This is a genomic window from Buchnera aphidicola (Macrosiphum euphorbiae) (assembly GCF_005237295.1).
GTDB lineage: Bacteria > Pseudomonadota > Gammaproteobacteria > Enterobacterales > Enterobacteriaceae > Buchnera > Buchnera aphidicola_AP.
The window spans coordinates 224,658-249,706 of the sequence record NZ_CP033006.1 but is presented as its reverse complement, the minus strand read 5'-3'; the positions used below and the strand labels follow the sequence as shown (position 1 = coordinate 249,706).

General features: G+C 26.2%; 24 protein-coding genes. 21 read left to right on the top strand and 3 right to left on the bottom strand.

The window, feature by feature from the left end; translation table 11 throughout:
- Position 1: 1 nt before the first annotated feature.
- From ilvN to speD, 21 genes are all read left to right on the top strand, one after another.
- A complete protein-coding gene (gene ilvN, locus D9V71_RS01135) occupies positions 2 to 478 on the top strand; it encodes an acetolactate synthase small subunit (RefSeq protein WP_158340554.1) in 477 nt (158 codons plus the stop codon).
- 240 nt (positions 479 to 718) lie between these two features.
- Complete coding sequence (gene rsmH / locus D9V71_RS01130; RefSeq protein ID WP_158340553.1) at positions 719 to 1,657, top strand: 16S rRNA (cytosine(1402)-N(4))-methyltransferase RsmH; 939 nt, start codon at positions 719 to 721, stop codon at positions 1,655 to 1,657.
- A 2-nt stretch (positions 1,658 to 1,659) separates the two neighbouring features.
- Complete coding sequence (locus D9V71_RS01125; protein WP_244278921.1) at positions 1,660 to 1,863, top strand: cell division protein FtsL; 204 nt, start codon at positions 1,660 to 1,662, stop codon at positions 1,861 to 1,863.
- Positions 1,863 to 1,913, top strand: coding sequence for a hypothetical protein (locus D9V71_RS03210; RefSeq protein ID WP_432207083.1), 51 nt, complete (start codon positions 1,863 to 1,865; stop codon positions 1,911 to 1,913). Before D9V71_RS01125 ends, D9V71_RS03210 begins: the two co-directional genes overlap by 1 nt.
- Before the next feature lie 47 nt (positions 1,914 to 1,960).
- Entirely contained in the window at positions 1,961 to 3,676 is a 1,716-nt protein-coding gene (gene ftsI, locus D9V71_RS01120; protein ID WP_158340552.1) for a peptidoglycan glycosyltransferase FtsI, read from the top strand.
- A 35-nt stretch (positions 3,677 to 3,711) separates the two neighbouring features.
- Positions 3,712 to 5,205 carry a UDP-N-acetylmuramoyl-L-alanyl-D-glutamate--2,6-diaminopimelate ligase gene (murE, locus tag D9V71_RS01115; protein WP_158340551.1) on the top strand — a complete coding sequence of 498 codons (1,494 nt, stop codon included), beginning with the start codon at positions 3,712 to 3,714 and terminating at the stop codon, positions 5,203 to 5,205.
- Positions 5,202 to 6,020: a Mur ligase family protein gene (locus D9V71_RS03145; protein WP_244278920.1), complete on the top strand. Its 819-nt coding sequence runs from the start codon at positions 5,202 to 5,204 to the stop codon at positions 6,018 to 6,020. Before murE ends, D9V71_RS03145 begins: the two co-directional genes overlap by 4 nt.
- A complete protein-coding gene (locus D9V71_RS03140) occupies positions 5,996 to 6,580 on the top strand; it encodes a glutamate ligase domain-containing protein (protein WP_244278919.1) in 585 nt (194 codons plus the stop codon). Before D9V71_RS03145 ends, D9V71_RS03140 begins: the two co-directional genes overlap by 25 nt.
- The gene (mraY, locus tag D9V71_RS01105; protein WP_158340550.1) at positions 6,564 to 7,637 is read left to right on the top strand and encodes a phospho-N-acetylmuramoyl-pentapeptide-transferase; all 1,074 of its coding nucleotides are present in this window, start codon (positions 6,564 to 6,566) and stop codon (positions 7,635 to 7,637) included. The genes D9V71_RS03140 and mraY overlap by 17 nt, the downstream gene beginning before the upstream one ends.
- Positions 7,637 to 8,956, top strand: a complete 1,320-nt coding sequence (murD, locus tag D9V71_RS01100; protein WP_158340549.1) for a UDP-N-acetylmuramoyl-L-alanine--D-glutamate ligase — start codon at positions 7,637 to 7,639, stop codon at positions 8,954 to 8,956. The genes mraY and murD overlap by 1 nt, the downstream gene beginning before the upstream one ends.
- Entirely contained in the window at positions 8,953 to 10,140 is a 1,188-nt protein-coding gene (gene ftsW, locus D9V71_RS01095) for a cell division protein FtsW (protein WP_158340548.1), read from the top strand. Before murD ends, ftsW begins: the two co-directional genes overlap by 4 nt.
- Complete coding sequence (gene murG / locus D9V71_RS01090) at positions 10,137 to 11,201, top strand: undecaprenyldiphospho-muramoylpentapeptide beta-N-acetylglucosaminyltransferase (RefSeq protein ID WP_158340547.1); 1,065 nt, start codon at positions 10,137 to 10,139, stop codon at positions 11,199 to 11,201. Before ftsW ends, murG begins: the two co-directional genes overlap by 4 nt.
- A 42-nt stretch (positions 11,202 to 11,243) precedes the next feature.
- Positions 11,244 to 12,689 carry a UDP-N-acetylmuramate--L-alanine ligase gene (murC, locus tag D9V71_RS01085; protein WP_158340546.1) on the top strand — a complete coding sequence of 482 codons (1,446 nt, stop codon included), beginning with the start codon at positions 11,244 to 11,246 and terminating at the stop codon, positions 12,687 to 12,689.
- 4 nt (positions 12,690 to 12,693) lie between these two features.
- The gene (locus D9V71_RS03200; RefSeq protein WP_347877302.1) at positions 12,694 to 13,083 is read left to right on the top strand and encodes a hypothetical protein; all 390 of its coding nucleotides are present in this window, start codon (positions 12,694 to 12,696) and stop codon (positions 13,081 to 13,083) included.
- Positions 13,077 to 13,613, top strand: coding sequence for an ATP-grasp domain-containing protein (locus tag D9V71_RS03195; RefSeq protein WP_347877303.1), 537 nt, complete (start codon positions 13,077 to 13,079; stop codon positions 13,611 to 13,613). The genes D9V71_RS03200 and D9V71_RS03195 overlap by 7 nt, the downstream gene beginning before the upstream one ends.
- A 147-nt stretch (positions 13,614 to 13,760) precedes the next feature.
- Entirely contained in the window at positions 13,761 to 15,017 is a 1,257-nt protein-coding gene (gene ftsA / locus D9V71_RS01075; protein ID WP_158340545.1) for a cell division protein FtsA, read from the top strand.
- A 54-nt stretch (positions 15,018 to 15,071) separates the two neighbouring features.
- A complete protein-coding gene (gene ftsZ / locus D9V71_RS01070; protein WP_158340544.1) occupies positions 15,072 to 16,226 on the top strand; it encodes a cell division protein FtsZ in 1,155 nt (384 codons plus the stop codon).
- A 237-nt stretch (positions 16,227 to 16,463) separates the two neighbouring features.
- Positions 16,464 to 16,808 (top strand): iron-sulfur cluster insertion protein ErpA, encoded by a 345-nt coding sequence (gene erpA / locus D9V71_RS01065; protein ID WP_158340543.1) that lies wholly within the window; start codon positions 16,464 to 16,466, stop codon positions 16,806 to 16,808.
- A 65-nt stretch (positions 16,809 to 16,873) separates the two neighbouring features.
- Positions 16,874 to 17,572 carry a 5'-methylthioadenosine/adenosylhomocysteine nucleosidase gene (locus D9V71_RS01060; RefSeq protein WP_158340542.1) on the top strand — a complete coding sequence of 233 codons (699 nt, stop codon included), beginning with the start codon at positions 16,874 to 16,876 and terminating at the stop codon, positions 17,570 to 17,572.
- Positions 17,573 to 17,854: 282 nt separating this feature from the next.
- Positions 17,855 to 18,715, top strand: a complete 861-nt coding sequence (speE, locus tag D9V71_RS01055) for a polyamine aminopropyltransferase (RefSeq protein ID WP_158340541.1) — start codon at positions 17,855 to 17,857, stop codon at positions 18,713 to 18,715.
- A 27-nt stretch (positions 18,716 to 18,742) separates the two neighbouring features.
- Complete coding sequence (gene speD / locus D9V71_RS01050; protein ID WP_158340540.1) at positions 18,743 to 19,546, top strand: adenosylmethionine decarboxylase; 804 nt, start codon at positions 18,743 to 18,745, stop codon at positions 19,544 to 19,546.
- Between the two features lie 117 nt (positions 19,547 to 19,663).
- Here the strand turns inward: speD and lpdA are convergent, their stop codons facing one another.
- Genes lpdA through aceE form a run of 3 tightly spaced genes read right to left on the bottom strand, consistent with a single transcriptional unit; the run spans position 19,664 to position 25,024 of the window.
- Entirely contained in the window at positions 19,664 to 21,085 is a 1,422-nt protein-coding gene (gene lpdA / locus D9V71_RS01040) for a dihydrolipoyl dehydrogenase (RefSeq protein WP_158340539.1), read from the bottom strand.
- A 53-nt stretch (positions 21,086 to 21,138) separates the two neighbouring features.
- Positions 21,139 to 22,347: a 2-oxo acid dehydrogenase subunit E2 gene (locus D9V71_RS01035; RefSeq protein WP_244278918.1), complete on the bottom strand. Its 1,209-nt coding sequence runs from the start codon at positions 22,345 to 22,347 to the stop codon at positions 21,139 to 21,141.
- Between the two features lie 13 nt (positions 22,348 to 22,360).
- Complete coding sequence (gene aceE, locus D9V71_RS01030; RefSeq protein WP_158340538.1) at positions 22,361 to 25,024, bottom strand: pyruvate dehydrogenase (acetyl-transferring), homodimeric type; 2,664 nt, start codon at positions 25,022 to 25,024, stop codon at positions 22,361 to 22,363.
- Positions 25,025 to 25,049 lie beyond the last annotated feature (25 nt).

Genomic DNA, 25,049 nt, shown 5'->3' with positions numbered 1-25,049 from the left:
TATGCGAAGAATTTTATCTATTCTATTAGAAAATGAATCAGGTGCATTATCACGAGTAATAGGCCTTTTTTCACAAAGAGGATATAATATAGAAACTATTACACTTGCACCTACTGAAGATCCTTCTTTATCAAAAATGACTATACAAACTGTAGGAAATGAAAAAACAATTGAACAAATTGAAAAACAACTTCATAAATTAATAGATGTATTGAGAGTCGTACAAATTGAACAATCTTCTCATATAGAACGTGAAATTATATTATTAAAAGTTCAGATTAACAACCATAAAAGAGATGACGTAAAACATGTTACCGAAGTTTTTCGAGGACAAATTATAGATATAACATCTACAACATATATATTACAATTATCTGGAACTACAAAAAAAATTGATTCTTTTTTAAAAATAATACGTAATATCTCGGAAGTTATTGAAGTAACCCGTTCTGGAATTGTTGGAATTTCTCGGGGATAAATTTTTACATAAAAAATAATTTATTTATAAATTTTTTAAATGTTTTAACAAAAACATTAAAAAAATTTTTTAAAAATACACTAAAGATCATTTACATTTAGGTTAATACTAAAAGATCATTTACATTTAGGTTAATACTATTTAAATGATGAAGTTTTTAAATAAAATATATTACACATGGTCATTTCTTCAAAATGACCATGTACTGTATTCTTACTTTATATCATATTATATTTTAAAATGAATCGTATACTTAAACATATTCCAGTAATGAAAAAAGAATTAATTCATTCTTTAAAAATAAAAGAAAATGGTATTTATATTGATAGCACATTCGGAACAGGTGGACATTCACATGAAATTTTAAAAAAACTAGGAAAAGATGGAAAACTATATTCCATTGACAAAGATCCAATCGCTGCTTCTATAGGAAATAATATTAAAGATTCACGCTTTCATATAATCAATGAAAATTTCTCAAGATTATTAGATTATGCAAAAAATAAAAAAATTATAGGAAAAGTTAATGGAATTATATTTGATTTAGGAGTTTCTTCATTGCAAATTGATGACTATAAAAGAGGTTTTTCATTTAAACAAGATGGACCTTTAGACATGCGAATGAATCCTAATCATGGAATTTCTGCTTCAGAATGGCTTTTTAAAAGCAATGTCAACAAAATTGCTTTCGTTTTGAAAAATTTTGGAGAAGAACGATTTTCAAAAAAAATAGCTTATGCAATTAAATATGCAAGTCAAATAAAAAAAATAACAAGTACTTTAGAATTAGCAAATATTATTAGAAAAGCTATACCGATAAAAAATAAATTTAAACATCCAGCAAAAAGAAGTTTTCAAGCTATTAGAATTTATATCAATCAAGAATTAGAAGAAATTAAAAAAGCTTTGGAAAGTACGCTAAAAATATTAAGACCAGGCGGGCGTATATCAATTCTTAGTTTTCATTCTTTAGAAGATAGAATAGTAAAAAAATTTATGATTAAAAATAGTACGAAAGCAACAATTCCATATGGTATGGCTATTACAGAAAAACAATTAAATGATTTAAAAATATGTAAATTAAAAATCATCAATCGTATATCACCAACTCAAAGTGAAATAAATGACAATCCTAGAGCTCGTAGTTCTATACTTCGTGTAGCAGAAATAAAAAAATAAATATGAAAATTCAACGTTATGATTTACCAACAATAATCAAAAATGATTTCCTTTTATATGGAAAAACTCACTTAATTTTATTAATATCTATTATATTATCTGCTAGTCTTGTTGTTATAACAGTTTATAAAACTCGTCTATTAATTACTCAAGAAGAAAATCTTATTTTAAAAAAAAAGAAAAAAACGACGAATGGAGAAATTTAATAATTGAAAAAAATTCTTTATCTATTCATTCTACAGTTCAAAAAAAATAATTTTTATTTAATAAAGAAAATGTAAATTGATGGATATCATTTCGAAAATGTACAAAAAAGAAAAAATTAACTTTTTTAAAGAAAAAAAAATAAAAAAAATAAACTATATAAATTGGCGATTTTCTATATTATATAATTTTATTTTTTTATCCTTAATAATTTTGACCCTACGCGTAATTTTTTTACAAATAATCAATCCGAATCCACTAATAATAGAAGGAGATCGTAGAACATTAAGAATACAATCTTTACTTAGCACAAGAGGAATTATTAATGATAGATCAGGTTATCCGCTAGCAGTTACTGTATCAGTAAACGCTATTTGCGCAGATCCATCAGTAATTCTTGACACTAAAAATATTAACAATGATAAACGCTGGAAAGCGTTATCAGAAGTTCTTTCTATCCCATTAAAAGAAATAATCTTTCATATAAATTCTTACAAAAAATCAAAATTTATTTATTTAGCACGTCAAATCAATCCTGAAATTTCAGAATATATTAAAAAGTTGCGGTTGCCTGGTATTTTTTTATTGGAAGAATCAAAAAGATATTATCCTTTCGGAAAAATTGCAGCTCAACTTATAGGAATAACCAATATAGATGGAATAGGCATTGAGGGTATAGAAAAAAGTTTTAATGCACTTTTAACAGGAAAACCAGGACAAAGAAAGATAAGAAAAGATAATATAGGCCAAATCGTTGAAAATATATCTTTGGTTGATAAAAGCGCATCTAACAACCTGACACTCAGTATTGATACCAAATTACAAACTATTGTATATCATAAACTAAATGAATCGGTAGAACAAAATAAAGCTGATTCTGGAACTGCTATTTTAATTGATATTAAAACTGGGGAAGTGCTAGCTATGGCAAATAGTCCTGCATTTAATCCTAATAATATGAAACATACGATAAAAAAAAATGTACGTAACAGAGCTATTACAGATATTTTTGAACCAGGATCAACAATAAAACCAATAGTAATTATGGAAGCATTAAAACTAGGAATAATCCAAGAAAATTCAATAATTAACACAAAACCTTTTTTTATTAGAAAGCATCAAATAAAAGATGTTTCCTATCATGACCAACTTACTATAACCGGAATATTACAAAAATCTAGTAATGTAGGAGTATCAAAAATCGCATTATCTATGCCAATTTTAAAATTAATTGATAGTTATATTAATTTTGGACTAGGACAACCGACTAAACTAGGACTAATTGGCGAAAAAAGCGGATTTTTACCTAAAAAAAAAAACTGGTCTGATTTAGATAAAGCTACTTTCTCTTTTGGATATGGACTAATGGTAACGCCTCTTCAGCTAGCTCGATTATATGCCACTATTGGAAGTTATGGAATATATCGCCCGCTTTCAATTATAAAAATTAGTAGCCCAATAGAAGAAAAGAGAATTTTCCCAAAAAAATATGTAAAAAAAGTAATTAATATGATGGAAAGTGTTGCTAAACCCGGAGGAGGAGGTGTTCAAGCAGCAGTGAAAGGATATCGTGTTGCTATTAAAACAGGAACTGCAAAAAAAGTAGGAATTCATGGGTATTATATTAAAAAATACACAGCTTATACTGCTGGAATCGCACCAGCTAGTAATCCAAGATTTTCATTGATAATTGTTATCGATAATCCTAAAGGAAAAAAATATTATGGAGGTGCAGTTTCTGCTCCAGTTTTCAGTAATATAATGACTTTAGTATTAAAAAAAATGAATATAAAACCAGACAATTTATTAAATTAAAATAATAGTCTTTAAATTAAATCAAAAGGAAATGAATGAATAAAACTTGCTTAAAATATTTATTATCACCATGGATTAAAAATATTCCAAATAAATATGTTTTGAATTTAAATATGGATAGCAGAACTATAACTAAAGGAGATTTATTTATAGCTGTTCCAGGAACAAAAAAAGATGGACGTCATTTTATTCGTGAAGCTATTTACAAACAATCAGCAGCAATTTTGTGCGAAACTAAAAAAAAAGAAAATCATGGAATATTTAAATACATTGGTAATGTTCTTATAATATATTTTTTTAAACTATCTGAAAATATATCGATGTTAGCCAATCGTTTTTATAAAGAACCAGGGAAAAAATTAAAAATAATTGGTGTAACTGGTACTAATGGAAAAACAACTGTAACACAATTAATTAATCAATGGAGCGAAATTTTAGGTAATAAAACCGCAACTATGGGAACTTTAGGAAACGGTTTTTACAATTCCTTAAATCCTACAAAAAATACCACTTCTTCGGCAATTTTTATTCATTTATTCTTATCTATAGTACTAGAAAAAAAAGCTAAACTAGTTACTATGGAAGTTTCTTCACATGGTTTAATGCAAAATCGTGTTAAAGAAGTTCCTTTTTATATTGCAATTTTCACAAATCTTACACAAGATCATCTAGATTATCATCAAAATATGAAACAATATGAATCAGCAAAATGGTTATTATTTAGCACACATAAAGTAAAAAAAATCATACTAAATGCCGATGATGAATATGGGAAAATATGGCTAAAAAAACTACTTAATTACTATACGGTAGCAGTTACTATTCAAAATCCTAAACAAAAAAAATATTCTAAAAAATGGATAAATGCCACTGATATTAAGTATATTAATAATTCTGTTCTTATTGCATTTGAATCAAGTTGGGGGGCAGGTAAAATATCATCTCATCTAATTGGACATTTTAATGCAACAAACCTTTTGTTATCATTAGCTTGTCTTTTAGAACTAGGTTATAGTTTATCTGATCTGATTCGCACATCTTCAAAATTAATACCTGTACATGGTCGAATGGAAATATTTACTTTTATTAAAAAACCAACTTTTATTATTGATTATGCTCATACACCTGATGCATTAAAAAAAACACTTGATGCTATTCGATTACATTATTCAAGGTATATATGGTGTATATTTGGATGTGGAGGAGATAGGGACAAAAAAAAGCGTTCTATTATGGGAGCGATTGCAGAAAAAATGTCAGATAAAGTTATCATTACTAATGATAACCCAAGAAATGAAAAAGAAAAAACAATTATCCAAGATATTTTAAATGGTTGTAAAAATAAAAAAAGAATACTAATTATTACAAATAGAAAAAAAGCAATATCTTATGCTTATTGTCAAGCAAAACATAACCATATAATCTTGATAGCTGGAAAAGGACATGAAGAAAAACAAATAATTCAAAATAGACATATCAATTATTCAGATAAAAAAATAGTCTTAAACTTATTGGAAAAAAAGATATGATTTCTTTATCATTAAAAAAAATTGCTTTAATTACTAATGGAAAGCTACATGGAACAGATTTATTGATAGATGAGATTGTAATTGATACTAAAAAAATTATTCCAGGTTGTCTTTTTATTGCTTTGATAGGAAAAAAATTTGATGCACATATTTTTATAAATGATGCTATTAAAAAAGGGTGTTCTGCTTTTATTACACAAAAGAATATAAATTCTCATGTTGTTTCATATATCATAGTAAAAAATACATCTATTGCTTTAGGTCAAATTTCTAGTTGGATTCGGAAAAAAACTAACGTAAAAGTGTTGGCCATTACTGGTTCTTGTGGAAAAACATCAGTAAAAGAAATGACAGCATCTATACTTAGAAAAAATGGAAATACAATATCTACTATTAATAATTCAAATAACAATATTGGTGTACCTATGACTTTATTACAGTTAACAAAAAAACATAAATATGCTGTAATTGAATTAGGAGCAAATAAACCAGGTGAAATTTCTTATACTAGCAATATTAGTCAACCAGAGATTATATTAATTAATAATATTCATTGTGCTCACTTAAAAGGGTTCAAATCATTATTAGGAGTATCTAAAGCAAAATCAGAAATATTGACCGGATTAAAACCTAAAGGAATAGTTGTTATTAATTTGGATAGTCACCATCTTTCACAATGGAAAAAAGATATAAAAAAAAATAAGATTTTATTTTTTTCCATTAAAAAAAAAAATATAGCAATTTTTTTTGTAGTAATATTAAAATTTATGTGTATGGTACATCTTTTACAATGCACACACCATGTGGAAAAATAAATATTTCTCTACCATTTTTAGGTTATCAAAATATATCTAATGCATTAGCAGCTAGCGCTCTTTCTTTCGCACTTAAAATACCTTTAAAAAAAATAAAAAAAGGACTATCAGAAACTCCTCTCGTGTCAAGAAGATTAGAATCAATTATATTGGAGCCTAATAAAATTTTAATTGATGATACATACAATTCTAACGTTTCATCTATGATTTCAGCAATAAAAGTATTAGAAAAAATGCCAGGCTATAAAATACTGGTTACTGGAGACATGGCTGAATTAGGAGAAAATAGTATTTTATATCATAAAATGATAGGAAACACTGCTAATTTATCTAAAATTAACAAAATTTTTAGTATTGGAAACATAAGTAATCAAATTACTATGGTTTTTAATAATGGCAAACATTTTTATAATAAAAAAAAATTATGCAAATCTCTAAAAGATTTTTTTTCAAAGAAAGAAAAAATAACGATATTAATCAAAGGATCTCGTAGTACAAAAATGGAAGAAGTAGTAGAAGAGCTTATAAAGGAGAGTAAAAAAAATGTTAGTTTTATTTAATGAGTATTTGAATTTTAATTTAAATATTTTTTCTTATGTACCATATCGCGCAATATTTAGCTTATTAACTTCTTTTTTTATTAATTTATATCTCGGACCATATTTCATATATCACTTTAAAAAATCGCAAAAATATCAAATAATACGAGAAAATGGACCTAAAACACATTACTCAAAAAATGAAATACCTACTATGGGTGGAATTTTTGTAATTTCTTCTATATTATTTTCGACAATATTATATTGTAATTTATCTAATATTTATATTTGGTACGTTATTGTTATGTTAATAGGATATGGTGTAATAGGTTTAATAGATGATTATAAGAAAATAAAATATAAAAATTCTCAAGGCTTAACATTAAAGTGGAAATATTTTTTTCTATCTATTTTTGCTTTAGTATTTATTTGTATAATGAATACTAATAATCAAAATATTATTTCTACTCAATTAATGATCCCTTTTTATATAAAAAATTCTTTTGAAATAAATTATTTATATATATTTCTTTGTTATTTCGTAATAGTTGGAACTAGCAATGCCGTTAATATTACAGATGGATTAGATGGCTTAGCTATTATGCCTATAATTTTTTTAGCTTGTGGTTTTGCATTAATATCTTTATTTAGTGAAAATATAAACAACCCTAATTTTTTACATATTCATTATATAAAAAATTCAGGAGAATTAGCTGTATTATGTATGGCAATTATTGGATCAGGATTAGGTTTTTTATGGTTTAATAGCTATCCAGCTAAGATATTTATGGGAGATGTCGGATCCTTATCATTAGGTGGTTCTCTAGGAACTATAGCAATATTATTGCATCAAGAATTGTTGCTAATTATCATGGGTGGAATTTTTGTTTTTGAAACAATATCTGTTATCATTCAAATAATATCATTCAAAATTAGAAAAAAAAGAATTTTTAAAATGGCCCCAATTCACCACCACTATGAAATTAAAGGAATATTGGAATCTTTAATTGTTGTAAGATTCTGGATTATTTCATTAATATTACTATTAATAGGTCTTATTTCTTTAAAGGTGTGTTGATGTCATATAATTATTTCGGTAAAAAAATACTAATTTTAGGTATGGGATTAACAGGAATATCATGTCTTAATTTTTTTTTACGAAGAGGTATAAAACCTAAAATTATTGATGAATCTAAATGTCCTGTAAATTTCACAAAAATTCCTAAAAAAATTGAATACAGTTTAGGAAATTTAAAAAATAAATGGATTTTAGAATCAGATCTAATCATTATAAGCCCAGGAATTTCTTCATTTAAACCTATTTTAATTAAAGCACGTTTATTAGGAATTGAAATTCTTAGTGATATTGAATTATTTGCTAGAGAAGTGACCATTCCTATTATTTCGATTACAGGAACTAATGGAAAAAGCACAGTAGCTACAATGATTGCAAAAATTGCAAAAAACGCAGGTTACAAAGTTTCTCTAGGTGGAAATATTGGTTTTCCTGTTCTAAAAATGCTTGATAAAAAAGTAGATTTGTACATAATAGAACTATCTAGTTTTCAACTAGAAAATACATTTACTTTAAAATCAAAAATAGCAGTTATTCTTAATATTACCGAAGATCATATAAATCGGTATCCACAAGGATTTCAACAATACAAAAATACTAAAATATCTATTTATAAACAAGCAGAAATTTGTATAATCAATTCTAATGATAAATTAAAGAATCTTGTTCACAATAAAAAAAAAACTTGGATTAGTTTTGGAACAAGTCAAAGTGATTATTATGTATCTTATCAAAATAATGATGCCATTTTATTTTATAAACATAAAAAAATATTGAATGCTAATGAAATATTATTATCTGGTGATCACAATTATAATAATGTATTAGTCTCTATTGCTATTTCAGATGCAATGAAATTTCCTAGGAATCATGTAATAAACACACTTAAAAATTTTTCAAACTTACCACATCGGTGTCAAATAATTAAACATGAAAAAGGAATAAGTTGGATAAACGATTCTAAATCTACAAATGTAAATAGTACTACAGTTGCTTTACAATCCATAAAAACATCTGGAATAATACGATTATTATTAGGTGGAGATAGCAAGTTTGCAAACTTTAATACATTAAAAATATATTTTAAAAACTTAAAAATAAAAATTTACTGTTTTGGGAAAGATGGTATTAAACTATCAAAAATATGCAAGAAAAAATCTATTTATGTTGAAACTTTAGAACAGGCAATAATATTAGTTTCAAAACAAGTTAAATCAGGTGATACAGTGCTTTTGTCTCCTGGATGCAGTAGTTTAGATCAATTTTCTAATTTTGAAGAGAGGGGTAATTTTTTTATAAAATTAATAAAGGAAATAACTTGATGTACTTACAAAAAAAAAATTTAAAAAATAAAGAAAATATTGAAGGAAAAAATCATATTTTTATACTATATGATCGTGTATTGTTATGGTTGACTTTAAGTTTGTTTTCTATTGGATTGATTATGGTTATGTCCACATCAATTCCTATAAGTCAAAATATATATCATAATCCTTTTTTTTTCATAAAAAGAGAAATATTTTATTTTTTTTTAATATTTTTATTATCTTTTATTTTTTTACGCACACCAATTATTTTCTGGGAGAAAAATAGCAATATCATATTAATTATTTCAATTTTATTGCTAATTTTCGTATTATTAGTAGGTCATTCAATACATGGATCTTTTCGATGGATAAATATAGGTTTCTTACATATACAACCATCTGAAATATGTAAAATTTCTTCTTTCTGTTATATATCTAGTTATTTATCACGAAAATCTAATGAAGTACGTAATAATTTCTGGGGATTTTTTAAGCCTATGAGCATTATTACAATACAATCTATTCTTCTATTAGCAGAACCTGATTTAGGAACTGTTATTGTGCTTTTTTTTACTACTTTATCTATTTTATTTATTTCTGGTGCTAAAATAGGACAATTTTTTATAATTATCACAATTAGTTTATTAATAGTAATTTCATTAGTATTACTAGAACCGTATCGTGTTAAAAGAGTTTTATCTTTTTGGAATCCCTGGGAAGATCCCTTTGGAAATGGATATCAACTAACGCAATCATTAATAGCATTAGGTCGTGGAAATTTTTTAGGACAAGGTCTGGGTAATTCAATACAAAAACTAAATTATTTACCTGATGCACATAGTGATTTTATATTTTCTATTATAGGTGAAGAATTAGGTTATATTGGTTCTTTTTTAATATTGTTAATAATTTTTACTATTGCTTTTCGTGCCATGTGTATTGGACAACAAGCTTTAGAAAAAAAACAAATTTTTTCAGGTTTTTTATCATGTTCTATTGGTATTTGGTTTAGTTTTCAAACATTAATTAATGTTGGTGCTGTTACTGGCATTTTACCAACTAAAGGTTTAACTTTACCATTTATTAGTTACGGTGGGTCTAGTTTAATTATAAATTCAATAGCTATTTTTTTTCTATTAAGAATAGATTTTGAAATGAGATTAAGAACATCACAAGCATTTCCTAGAGGACCTAAATGATTGCTAAAAAAATAATAATTATGGCAGGCGGAAGTGGTGGTCATGTTTTTCCAGGACTAACTATAGCACGTTATTTGATTAAAAAAGGATGGTATGTTAATTGGATAGGAACAAGAAATAGTATAGAATCTAAAATTATACCTCAATATGGTATTAAACTTCATTATATAAAAATTAAAGGACTACGTAATACTAGCTTGAAAAATTTAATTATTTCACCAATGTATATATTACGTGCTTATTACGATGTTAAAAAAATAATAAAAAACTGGTCTCCAGATATCATATTGGGAATGGGGGGATATGTATCTGGTCCAGGGGGGATTGCTGCTTGGAATTGCAAAATTCCATTTGTTTTACATGAACAAAATAAAATTGCAGGAATTACAAATCGATGGCTTTCTAAAATATCTACAAAAAATATGCAAGCATATCCTGGAGTTTTAAAAAATGCAGAAGTAGTTGGCAATCCAGTTCGTGAAAGTATTATAAATGTCAATCCTCCTATGAATCGTTTTAAAAATAGAGAGGGTCTTTTACGAGTATTAGTTATTGGTGGTAGTCAGGGATCATCAATTTTAAATTATATATTACCTGAAGTATTATTTTTATTAAAGAAAAAAATTATTATTTGGCATCAAACAGGGAGTTATGAATTAGAAAAAACCAAAAAAAAATATCAAGAATTACAATTAGATCAATGTGCAATTACCTGTTTTATAAAAAATATAGCTTCTGCATATGAATGGGCTGATATAATTATTTGTCGTTCTGGAGCATTAACTGTAAGTGAAATATCTATAGTAGGAATAGCTGCTATTTTTATACCTTATCCACATAAAGATAAACAACAACATCGAAACGCAGAAAATTTAGAATCTATTGGTGCGGCAAAAATAATTGACCAATCAAATTTTAATACTGCGTTAGTAGTTAATATACTCAATTCGCTCAATAGAGATAAACTATTGATTATGGCAGAAAAAGCTTTTTCTCTCGGTATTCGTGATTCCATGTTAAATATTTTCAATATTATTAATAATGTTGCTAAAAAAACATAAATCTTACATATTTAAACATATAAAAATGAAAAAGATTAAAGTATGAATGTAAAAGATATAAAAAAAATTAACTTTTTTATTTCTGAAAAAAAAAATAAAAATATTCATTTTATTGGAATTGGTGGTGCAGGCATGGTCGGGATTGCTTTAATTTTATTAAAATTAGGATATAAAATTAGCGGTTCTGATTTATTTAAAAGTTTAATTACAGAAAAGTTAATTAATCTAGGTGCAACTATATATTTTCAACATTCGGAAGAAAATATTCAAAATATTGATTTTATTATTAAATCTAGTGCTATTTCATCAAAAAATAAAGAAATGATTGCTGCTAAAAAAAATAATATTCCCATATTATTAAGAGCAGAAATGCTTGAAATATTGATGAATTTTAAATTTGGAATAGCAATTTCTGGAACACATGGTAAAACTACTACAACATCGATGATTTCTGATATTTTTATTGACAGTGGTCTAAATCCTACTGTAATTAACGGTGGTTTAATAAAATCAATTAATTCTCATGCACAATTAGGTTCTTCTGATTATTTTATTGTAGAAGCAGATGAAAGTGATGCTTCTCTTTTATATTTAAATCCGAAAATAGTAATTATAACTAATATTGAAATTGATCATATAAATCATTACAACAATAGTTTTAAAAAATTAAAACAAACCTTTCTGATTTTTTTAAAAAAAATTCCATTATATGGAACCGCTATAGTATGTATAGACAATAGCGCTATTTGCGATATTTTACCTGATATAAAATGTAAAGTAGTTACATATGGTTTTGATAAAAATGCAGATGTGCGAATTTTGTGCTATAAACAAAATTATTTTCTTGGTAATTTTCAAATTCTTTTAAAGGATAAAAAAAAATTTAATTTAACATTAAATATACCTGGCAGACATAATGCATTAAATGCAGCAGCTGCTATTGCTCTCGCAATAAATGAGGGAGTAAAAATTCGTGATATAATTTTATCATTAAAAAAATTTCAAGGCACCTGTAGGAGATTTGAATTTCTAGGATTTCTTTCAATTCAAAAAGATATTAGTAAAAATAGTAATTGTATGTTAATAGATGATTATGGACATCATCCGACAGAGTTATCTGAAACTATTAAAACAATACGAATAAGTTGGCCGAATAAAAACTTAATAATGATATTTCAACCCCATCGCTATACAAGAACATATAATTTATATCATGATTTTGTTCAAATTTTATCTCAAGTTGATGTTCTTATAATATTAAATGTATATTCTGCAAATGAAAAATTTATTGTTGGAGCAGATAGTCTTTCACTTTTTAACGACATAAAAAAATTAGGAAAAAATCATGTAATTTTTATTTCTGATCATAATCTAATATTAGATATTCTTGTTTCTAAATTAAATGGAAATGATATTATTTTAATACAAGGTGCGGGAAATATAGATACGATAATGCATAAAATATTAATTAAAAAAATAAAAAAGTGATAAAATGAACAAAAAAATAGCAGTTTTATTGGGTGGAACATCTTCTGAAAGAAAAATTTCAATTAAATCAGGATATGCTGTTCTTAATAGTTTATTAAAATCTGGATTAAACGCATATCCCATTGATACACGTGATTATTCTTTAATACAATTAAAACAAGAAGGTTTTGATAAAGCATATATTTCATTACATGGAAAAGGTGGAGAAGATGGTAGTATTCAAGGACTGCTAGAATATTTAAAAATTCCTTATACAGGAAGTGGAATTATGGCATCTTCGATCTCTATAGACAAATTTAGAACTAAATTACTATGGAAATCCCGCGGTCTTTTAACAGCACCTGATATTTATATTTCAAAAAAAAAAATTTTGCATCTTCGTATAAAATTATAATAAAAAAAATATTAAAACTAGGATTTCCTGTCTTAATCAAACCAAATAATCAAGGATCGAGTATAGGTATAACACTAGTATCTCATCTTAAACAACTTAATAATGCTATAAATATAGCTTTTGATTATGATGACAATATTCTTATTGAAAAATTTATAAAAGGAAAAGAATATACAATATCTATTTTAGGCGAAAAAGCACTACCTTCTATTCATATTTCTACTAATAATGATTTTTATGATTATAATTCTAAATATATATCTTCTTCTACCAAATACTTGTGTCCAAGTGGATTAAACACAACCCAAGAAATAGAATTAAAAAAAACAGCAATCTTAGCATGGAATACACTAGGATGCAGTGGATGTGGAAGGATTGATTTTATATTAGATAATGAAAACAAGTTTTGGTTACTAGAAGCCAATACTATACCTGGAATGACAAACAGAAGTTTAGTTCCAATTTCTGCGAAAGAAATGGGAATATCATTTGATGAACTAGTATTATTAATTTTAAATATGAAAAATTAAGATTTATTTAAGTATAAAATTAATTAACATAGTTTATGTTTAAAAGTACGACTATTGATTTTGATATTTTATATATGCAAAAAAACAAGAAATTAATTTATCAAAAAAGCAATAAAACAAAGAAATAAAGTACAGGCTAAAAAATAAATGATCATATCAAAAGATAGAAAATTAGTAGTCGGATTAGAAATTGGTACTACTAAAGTTGTAACTTTGGTAGGAGAAGTATTAACAGATGATACAATTAAAATAATTGGATTTGGAACTTGTTTTTCTAAAGGAATAGATAAAGGAAGAATTAACAATTTAGATTCAATAGTTTCATGTATACAGGAATCTATTAATAAAGCTGAAATTATGGCAGATTGTCAAATTACTTCTGTATATCTGTCTTTATCTAATAAATATATTAATTCTCAAAATGAAATAGGTATGATTCCAATTTCTGAAGATGAAGTAACAAAAGAAGATTTAGAAAATGTAATACATATTGCAAAATCTGTTCAAATTCCTAACGAACATCAAATATTACATGTAATACCTCAAGAATACTCAATTGATCAGCAATCTGGAATAAAAAACCCTATAGGTTTATCTGGAGTGCGCATGCAAGTAAAAGTGCATTTAATTACTTGCCATCAAAATATGACAAAAAATATTATTAAAGCTGTAGAAAAATGTGATGTAAAAGTTGATCAAGTTATCTTTTCAGGTCTTGCTTCAAGTAAAGCTGTTTTAACTGAAGATGAATGCAATCTTGGCGTATGTATGATTGATATAGGTGGAGGAACAATAGACTTTACTATTTATATTAATGGATCTATACAATATAGCCAGGTTATACCATATGCTGGAAATATTGTAACTAGTGATATCTCATATGCCTTTAGTACTTCTTACTATGAAGCAGAAAATATGAAAATTCAATATGGATCTACAAAAAAACCGTCTTTAGGAACATCAAAAAATATTGATTTTTCTGATACAAATAGTAATTTTCCAAAAACTTTACAACAAGATGCATTAATAGAAGTAATCGAATCAAGATATATTGAATTGCTATCTTTAGTACAAAATAAAATTGTTTATACACAAAAAAAACTACATAAAAAAGGAGAAAAATATGAATTATTAGGTGGCATAGTACTTACTGGAGGTGGGTCAAATATTTCATATTTAACTGACTGTGCAGAAAAAGTTTTTCATAAAAAAATCCGTGTTGCTAAACCTTTTAATGTTTCTGGATCAATAGAGGAAATAACTGCATCACATTACTCCACAGTAATTGGTTTATTGCATTATGGAAAAGAATCTTATATAAATATCGATAAGAAAAAAAAAGAAAATTCTTTTCTTGAAAAAATTTTTAAACAAATTAACAATTGGTTTAAAAAAGAGTTTTAAAAATATATTATACTTAAAACTTTATAAAAAATAGATATATAATGGAAACCAATCATGTTTGAACCTGCAGAATTAAGTAATAACGCAATAATTAAAGTAATTGGTGTTGGAGGCGGAGGTGGAAATGCAGTAGAACACATGGTTAGAGAACGTATTGAAGGTGTAGAATTTTTTGCAGTTAATACTGATGCGCAAGCACTAAGAAAAATAGAAGTAGGACAAACTATACAAATAGGAAACAATATAACAAAAGGATTAGGTGCTGGAGCTAATCCAGAAATTGGACGCACCTCAGCAGAAGAAGATAAAGAATTATTAAAATCTGCATTAGATGGTTCTGATATGGTTTTTATAGCAGCTGGCATGGGAGGTGGAACTGGAACTGGAGCTGCTCCTGTAGTAGCTGAAATTGCAAAAGAATTAGGTATTCTCACTGTTGCTGTAGTGACAAAACCCTTTAATTTTGAGGGTAAAAAAAGAATGATTGTAGCAGAACAAGGTATAATCGAACTATCAAAATATGTAGATTCCTTAATTACAATTCCTAATGATAAATTGTTAAAAGTTCTCAGTCGAGGAATTTCTTTGTTAGATGCTTTTAGTGCAGCCAATAATGTTTTAAAAGGCGCTGTACAAGGTATTGCGGAATTAATTACAAGACCTGGATTAATGAATGTAGATTTTGCTGATGTACGTACTGTAATGGTAGAAATGGGATATGCAATGATGGGAACTGGAATATCTTCCGGAGAAAATCGTGCAGAAGAAGCTGCGGAAATAGCTATATCTAGCCCCTTGCTAGAAGATATAGATTTGTCTGGTGCACGCGGTGTATTAGTCAATATTACTGCTGGATTTGATTTAAAGTTAGACGAATTTGAAACTGTCGGAAATACTATTAGATCTTTTTCTTCAGATAATGCAACAGTTGTCATAGGCACTTCTTTAGATCCTGATATGAACGATTCTCTTCGTGTAACAGTTGTAGCTACTGGTATTGGAATGGAAAAAAATTTAGATATTAACCAAATAAAAAATAAATCTTCTCGAGAAGTGTTAATGGATTATCGTTATCAATATTTAAATATATCTCCAACAAAAATCGATAAAAAAATTATCAAAAAAGAAATAAAAAATTCAGAAGAAAAAATTAACAAAGAACCGGAATATTTAGACATCCCATCTTTTCTTCGTAAGAAAGCAGATTGATTTTTTTAAAATTATTTGAAAAAATCTTTAAAAATGTTGAATTAAGTCCTAATAAATAATATTATTGTTCCTGATAACCTGCGCCAATAATGACTAAATTCTCTATCGGCGCACGGATACGCTTTAAATTTAAAATGCACATATAAAATTTTCAAACAATATTTATTTATGATAAGATCATAATAGAATATCTATGTCAAATAAATATATTTAACAAATTTTGAGAATAAAATAAAAATGAAAAAAACTGTTAAAGATTATCTTACATTCACTGAAAAAGCAATTAAAAAAATAAAATATCTTATTGAAATCCAAAAAAATCATAATTTAAAATTAAGAATTTATATAAATGGTGGTGGATGCAGTGGTTTTCAATATCAGTTTGTTTTTGATGCATTAATGAATGAGGATGATGTTATTATTACTCAATCAGATATCTCATTAATTATTGATCCTATTAGTTTGCAGTACTTATACGGTGGTAAAATAGATTATTTAGAAAATCTAGAAGGTTCTAAGTTTATAGTTTCTAATCCTAACGCAAAAAATACATGTGGATGCGGTTCATCATTTAGCATTTAAAACACCACAAGATAGATCAAATAATCTTGTATAATTTTTAATTATTAAATATATATCATATTAAAATGAAAATTGGAATAATAGGTGCTATCAGTCAAGAGACTGAAGTACTAAAGAAAATAATACATCCATATGTAGAAAAAATAATTGCAAATTACAAAATTTATATAGGAAAATTTAAAAAAAATGATATTTTTTTAATAAAATCAGGAGTAGGCAAAGTTTCTGCTAGCATTGCAACTATGGTTCTTGTTAATTTATGTCAAATAGATATAATTATTAATAGTGGTTCTGCTGGAAGTTTAAACTCAAAACTAAAAATTGGTGATATTATTATACCCGAAAAAACATGCTATTATGATGTAGATTTAACAAATTTTGGATATTTTCAAGGACAAATACCTAAATATCCAAAAAAATTTATAATTAATAAAAAAATATATAATTTTTGTAAAAAAAATTCTTATAAATATGAATTAAAATTTACAAAAGGACTTATTATTAGTGGAGATTCATTTATTAGAGAAAATTCACGTATAAAAATTTTAAAAAAAATATTTCCTTCTGCAATAGCCGTTGAAATGGAATCTACTGCAATAGCTCAAGTTTGCTATAAATTTAATACTCCTCTTATTGTTATAAAATCTATATCTGATGCATCTGATAATAATGCTACTTTTAATTTTAAAAAAAATATTTCAATTGCATCATGTCAACTTTCTGAATTTGTGAAAATAATTCTAGAAAATTTAATTAATATATAAATATCATGTAATCTATTTAATAAATAATAGCATTCTTATATTATTTTTGATAACCTCTATTAAGACAATTTTTTCATAACCTTCATTTTTTTAAAATTTTATAAAAAATTTTTTATACAAGTGATAAAGTTATTTTTAAAAAGCAATTTATATTTTTAAGAATTATTATCCTTCTTTTAAAAATTCCGAAAATAAAATCTACTATTTCAAAATACTCGTAATTTTTTATTAATCCCAAAATAATCTATAACATTACATTTTATAGGATATATAAATATAACCATGGATCAAAAAAAAACATGGCATGAAAAACTTTATTGTCATCTTGGACAACATTTTTTAATTGAAAAATTGCTATATAAAAAAAATACTTCTCATCACAAAGTGATGATTTTTAAAAATGCTGTATTTGGAAAAGTTATGGCAATAGATGATATTGTTCAAACAACCGAACGTGATGAATTTATATATCATGAAATGCTAACTCATGTACCCATATTTTCTCATGGTTCGATAAAGAACGTATTAATAATAGGCGGAGGTGATGGAGGTATACTTCGTGAAGTATGTAGACATAAAACCATTGAAAATATCACTATGGTAGAAATTGATATCAATATTATTGATTTATGTAAAAAATATTTCCCTAACCATAGTAATAATGCTTATGAAGACTCTCGTTTAAAATTAATTATTGATGATGGTCTAAATTTTACAAAAAAAACAAAAGATAAATTTGATTTAATCATATCAGATTCTACAGATCCTATTGGTTGTGGAAAAAATTTATTTCTATCAGAATTTTATTTTAATTGTAAGAACTGTCTTGAAAAAAATGGTCTTTTTGTATCACAAAATGGCGTTTTCTTTCTTCAAAAAGATGAAACTATTCTTACTTATAAAAATTTAAAACAACATTTTTATAATACAAAATTTTATCAAGCAAATATCCCTACTTATTATGGTGGAATGATGATGTTTGCATGGGGTACTAATAATATAGAATTACACAAAAACAGTTTAATAGAAATACAAACACGCATAAAATATGCAAAATTAACTTTTAATTACTATAATGCTAAAATTCATATAAGTAGTTTTTATTTACCTCAATACATTCTTAATGCATTAGATGAAATTTAAAAATCCTTTCATAGGAGAGTAATTAAATTGCAAAAACTAAAATTATATGGCTTTAATAATTTAACTAAAAGCCTAAGTTTTTGTATCTATGATATTTGCTATGCGAATACTAACGATTCACGTAATAGTTATATTGCTTATATTGATGAACAATATAATGCTATTCGATTAACTAAAATTTTAAAAGAAACATGTTCAATTATTGGTGCTAATATTTTAAATATATTTCATCAAGATTATGAACCTCAAGGCGCAAGTGTCACTATTCTAGTATGTGAAGAACCAATCAATATAGAAAAAATTAGTGTTTTAAACAGCAACATTATATCATCTTCTGTACTTGCACATTTAGATAAAAGTCATATATGTGTACACACATATCCAGAGAGCCATCCTCAAAGTGGTATTTGCACTTTTCGAGCTGATATCGAAGTTTCAACATGTGGAATTATATCACCTCTAAATGCATTGAATTATCTTATACATCAATTAGAATCAGATATTGTTACCATTGAATATCGTGTTCGAGGATTTACTAGAGATATTTACGGTATAAAACATTTTATTGATCATAAAATAAATTCAATTCAAAATTTTATGTCAAATGATATAAAATCAATGTATGACATGGTTGATGTAAATATATATCAAGAAAATATTTTTCATACTCGAATGTTATTAAGAGAATTTGATTTAAAAAATTATTTATTTAACATTAATCTAGAAGATCTAGAAAAAGAAGAACGTTCTTATATTGTCAACTTGCTCTGGAGGGAAATGCGTGAAATCTATTATGGAAGAAATATATCTATGATAGATTCTTCAGAATAAAACAAATTTTTGTTAGAAAAAGAAAAGATTATAGAAGCTTAATTTCTATAATCTTTTCTTTTTCTAAGAGAAATTTGTTAATTTAAATAAAAATAGAACATTTTAAAAAATCAATAATTATTTATTGAACTTAGAATTTAATACATCTGTTGCTGTGCCTTGAAAAACTTCTGCAGATAATCCGATTGATTCATATAAAGTAGGATGAGCATGAATAGTTAATGCAATATCTTCAGCATCGCATCCCATTTCAATAGCTAGTCCAACTTCACCAATTAATTCACCAGCATTTGTACCTACTATAGCACCACCAATAATTTTATTATTGTCTTTATTAAAAATTAATTTTGTCATACCTATACTAGAGTTCGAAGCAATAGCTCTACCCGATATACTCCAAGGAACAATTGCAACTTTATAATCTATCTTTTCTTTTTTAGCTTGTGTTTCATTTAATCCTACCCAAGCAATTTCTGGTTCCGTATATGCTATGGATGGAATAATTACAGGTTCAAAATAATGTTTTTTACCAGCAATGACTTCTGCCGCAATATGACCTTCATGTACTCCTTTATGGGCTAACATAGGTGTGCCAGTTACATCACCAACAGCATAAATATTAGGTATGTTTGTTCTTAATTGATTATCTACTTCAATAAAACCAAAACTATTTATTTTTAGTCCTATTTCATCTAATTTTAATCTGTCAATATTAGGAGTCCTTCCTATTGCTACTAATACGGCATCATAAAATATATTTTTTTTAGCAATATTTTCTTGAACAATATCTACTTTTAATCCTGTTTTTTTTATTTCAACTTTATCTATGTGAGTATTTAACATTAAGTTAAATCTCTGATTAATAGATTTTACATATATATCAGTAATATCTTTATCTATTGAAGGGAGAAAATGATTAAATCGATCAATAATATCAACTTTTGAACCTAATGCACTATATATTGTAGCCATTTCTAAACCAATAATTCCACTACCTATAATTAAAAAACGCTTTGGTATCATTGTAAGTGATAGAGCATCAGTTGAATCCCAAATTCTTGTGTCATCATTAGGTATTGAAGAAATTTTAATCGGTTTAGAACCTGTTGCAATAATTGCATTATCAAAGAAAATAGAAAATTGATCTTCTTCGTTTGTAACAAAAAGACTTTTATTGGTCTCAAAAACAGCATTTCCTTGAAAAATTCTTATTTTTCTTTGTTTTCTCATATTAGACAAACCATTAGTTAGTTTGTTTATAACATTTTCTTTCCAATTTTTAATTTTTTCAATATCAATTACTGGTTCACTAAAAAAAACACCTGTTCTATGTAATTCTTTTGATTCTTTAATTACTTTAGCTATATGCAATAATGTTTTTGAAGGAATACAACCAACGTTTAAACAAACCCCTCCTAATTTATTATAACGTTCTATTAAAACAGTATCTAAACCTAAATCTGCACAACGAAAAGCTGCAGAATAACCTGAAGGACCTGATCCAATAATTACAACTTGTGTATAAATTTTTTGATGCATTATAACCCCTTATAAATTAATTTTAAAAAAATGATATTAAATACATGTAAAAACTACATAATTAATAAGTGTATATCAGATAATAGCTTCCCAATAAATGTAATAAAACGCGCGGCATAAGCTCCGTTAATTATACGGTGATCATAAGATAAAGATAATGGTAACATTAAAGATGGAATAAATTCTTTTCCATTCCATAATGGTTTTATTTGAGATTTTGAAACACCAAGAATTGCTACTTCAGGCGCATTGATAATTGGAGAAAACCAACTGCCTCCAATCCCACCTAAATTAGATATAGTAAAACATCCTTCTGTCATATCTGAAGTGTTTAATTTTCTTTTTCGTGTTTTTTCTGACAACAACTTTAATTCAGAAGATAATTGTTCAATATTTTTTTTATTAACATCTTTTAATACAGGAACAAATAAATCATTATTTACATCTACAGCAAATCCGATATTAATATATTTCTTCAAAATAATTTTCTTATTGTTTAAAGTGAAAGAACTATTAAAAATAGGAAATTTCTCTAATGCATATGCAACTACCTTGATTATAAAAACTAATATTGTAATATTATTACTTATTTTATTTTGACTTTTCTTTTCATTATTATATTTCTGACGAAATCTTTCTAATACAGTAATATTGACTTCATCAAATTGTGTAACATGAGGTATATTTGTCCAATTACGATGTAGATTCTCACCTATAATTTTTTGAATACTACTTAATTCTAATTCTTCTGTTTTGGATTTATTATAATCGTTAAAATTAATTGTATTTTTTTCTTCTAAAATATTTTGTTTTAAATGATTTTGATATGATTCTACATCTTCTTTTAAAATCCGATTTTTAGGACCGGTAGGAGTAATATTAGATAAATTAATATTTAAATTTCGTGCTAAACGTCTTATAACTGGAGTCGCATGAAATAAAATATCTTTTTTTAATTTTTTTTTAAAATTTAGATCAATATCTTCCTTTAAATAATTTTCTTTTTTTTTCTTTATTAAAGAATTGATTCTATCAACTTTAAACATCATTATAAGCGAATTAGTTGTAATTTTTTCACCAATTTTTATATAGATATTTTTTACCACACCTGATATCGGTGAGGGTATTTCCATAGAAGTTTTATCTCCTTCTACAGTTATTAATCCTTGTTCTAATTTTACTTTTTCATTAATATTAACTAAGATTTCTATTACCTCTACTTTATCTAAACCAATGTCAGGCATTTTTACTTCTATATCCACTGTTTTTTACCTCTTAAGCTAAACGCGGATTAATTTTATTAGCATTGATATTAAATTTAAAAATTGCATCTTCTACTACTTGTTTCTCAATATTATTTATATTAGCTAATAAATTTAAAGCAGCTACAACAATATAATACGCATTAACTTCAAAATGATTACGTAATTTTTCACGACTATCTGAACGACCAAAACCATCTGTTCCTAATACATGATATTCTGGGGATGGAATATAATGACGAATTTGCTCAGCAAATAATTTCATATAATCAGTAGCTGCAACAGTAGGATTTTTATTCATCACTTGTTTAACATATGCTATTTTATTTTCTTCATTGGGATGTAACATATTCCATCGTTCACAATCTTCACCATTTCTTGCTAATTCTGTAAAAGAAGTAACACTGTATATATCTGTTGTAATAGAATAGTCTTTTAACAAAATTTCCGCGGCTTCGCAAACAGAACGTAGAATGGCACCAGAACCTATTAACTGTACTTTTGATGCAGTACCATGTAAAGTTTTTAATTTATAAATTCCCTTACAAATACCTTCTTCTGCACCTATAGGCATAGCAGGCATATAATAATTTTCATTAACTGTAGTAATGTAATAATATATATTTTCTTGAGAAGGACCATACATACGTCTTAATCCATCTTGTATAATTACAGCAACTTCATAAGCAAAAGCAGGATCATAAGATATACAATTAGGAATCGTTAAAGATTGTATATGACTATGTCCGTCTTCATGTTGCAATCCTTCACCATTTAAAGTAGTTCTTCCCGAAGTCCCACCAATTAAAAAACCTCTTGCTTGTTGATCTCCAGCAGCCCAAAATAAATCCCCTATTCTTTGAAAACCAAAGATTGAATAATAAATATAAAAAGGAATCATAGGAAAATTATTGGTACTATAAGAAGTCGCGGCAGCTAACCAAGATGAAGCTGCACCTAATTCATTTATTCCTTCCTGTAATATTTGACCTTTTTTTTCTTCTTTATAATATGCTAATTGTTCTCGATCTTGAGGAACATACTTTTGACCACTAGAACTATAAATACCAATTTTCCGGAACAGTCCTTCCATCCCAAAAGTTCGTGCTTCATCAGCAATAATTGGTACTATTAGATTTTTTATAGAATTATTTTTTAAAATAATATTTAAAACACGTATAAAAGCTATAGTTGTAGAAATATATTTTTTTTGTTCTTCTAATAATGATTGAAAATCTATTAACTCTGGTAAAACTAATTGATTAGTAAAACGAGATAAACGAAAGGGAATGTAACCATCTAATTTTTTTCGTTGTAAATGCATATAACAATATTCTTCAGAATTTTTTTCGAAAGTCATATATGGTAATTTATTTATATCTTCATTTTTTATAGGAATATTAAAACGATCTCGAATATGCATTATTCCATTAATATCTATCTTTTTTATTTGATGAGCAATATTTTTACCTTCTGCAGTTACTCCCATACCGTATCCTTTAACAGTATGTGCTAAAATAACTGTTGGTTTATATTTTGTTTCTTTTGCTTTTTTTAATGCATTAAACATTTTTTTAGGATCATGTCCTCCCCTATTCAATTTCCATATTTCTTCGTCAGTCATATCTTTAACTAAATCATATGTTTCTTTGTATCTACCAAAAAAATATTTTCGAACATATGCGCCATCTTTAGATTTGAAAGTTTGATAATCTCCATCTACTGTTTCATTCATTAATTGAATTAATTTTCCAGTCTTATCTTTTTTTAATAAACAATCCCATCTACTTCCCCATATAACTTTTATAACTTTCCATCCTGCACCATAAAAAAAACTTTCTAATTCATTTACAATTTTTCCATTTCCTACTACTGGACCATCCAGTCTTTGCAAATTACAATTGATTATAAATATTAGATTATCTAATTTTTCACGAACAGCAATAGAAATAGCACCTTTAGATTCTGGTTCATCCATTTCACCATCACCTAAAAAAGCATAAACTATTTGTTTTGAAGTATTTTTTAATTCCCGATTTTGTAAATACTTTAAAAACCTTGCTTGATAAATAGCACAAATTGGTCCTATACCCATAGATACAGTAGGAAATTGCCAAAAATTTGGCATTAATTTAGGATGGGGATAAGAAGACAATCCTTTTCCATCAACTTCTTGTCTAAAATTATTAAGTTGTTCTTCTGATAAACGTCCTTCTAAAAAAGAACGTGCATAAATACCTGGAGAAATATGACCTTGAAAATAAACTAAATCGCCTCCATCATTATCATTTTTAGCTCTAAAAAAATGATTAAAACATACTTCATATATTGTAGCAGAAGACTGAAAAGATGATAAATGTCCACCTAATTCTAAATTTTTTTTTGATGCACGCAATACCATCATTATAGCATTCCAGCGAATTGCTGAGCGAATACGCTTTTCTAAAATAAGATTGCCAGGATATTCAAATTCATCTTCACTAGAAATAGTATTAATATAGTCGCTGGTAAAAAAACATCTAAAAAACTCCACTCTATTAATTTTAGATTTTTTTAAAACTTGTTCAATTAAAAAATGTGCTCTTTTGCGACCTTCTTGACGAACAACAGATTCAATAGCTTGCACCCAATCACTAGTTTCAATTGGATCCACGTCATTATATAAACGTTCTGACATGGCATAAATTCCTTATACATTATAT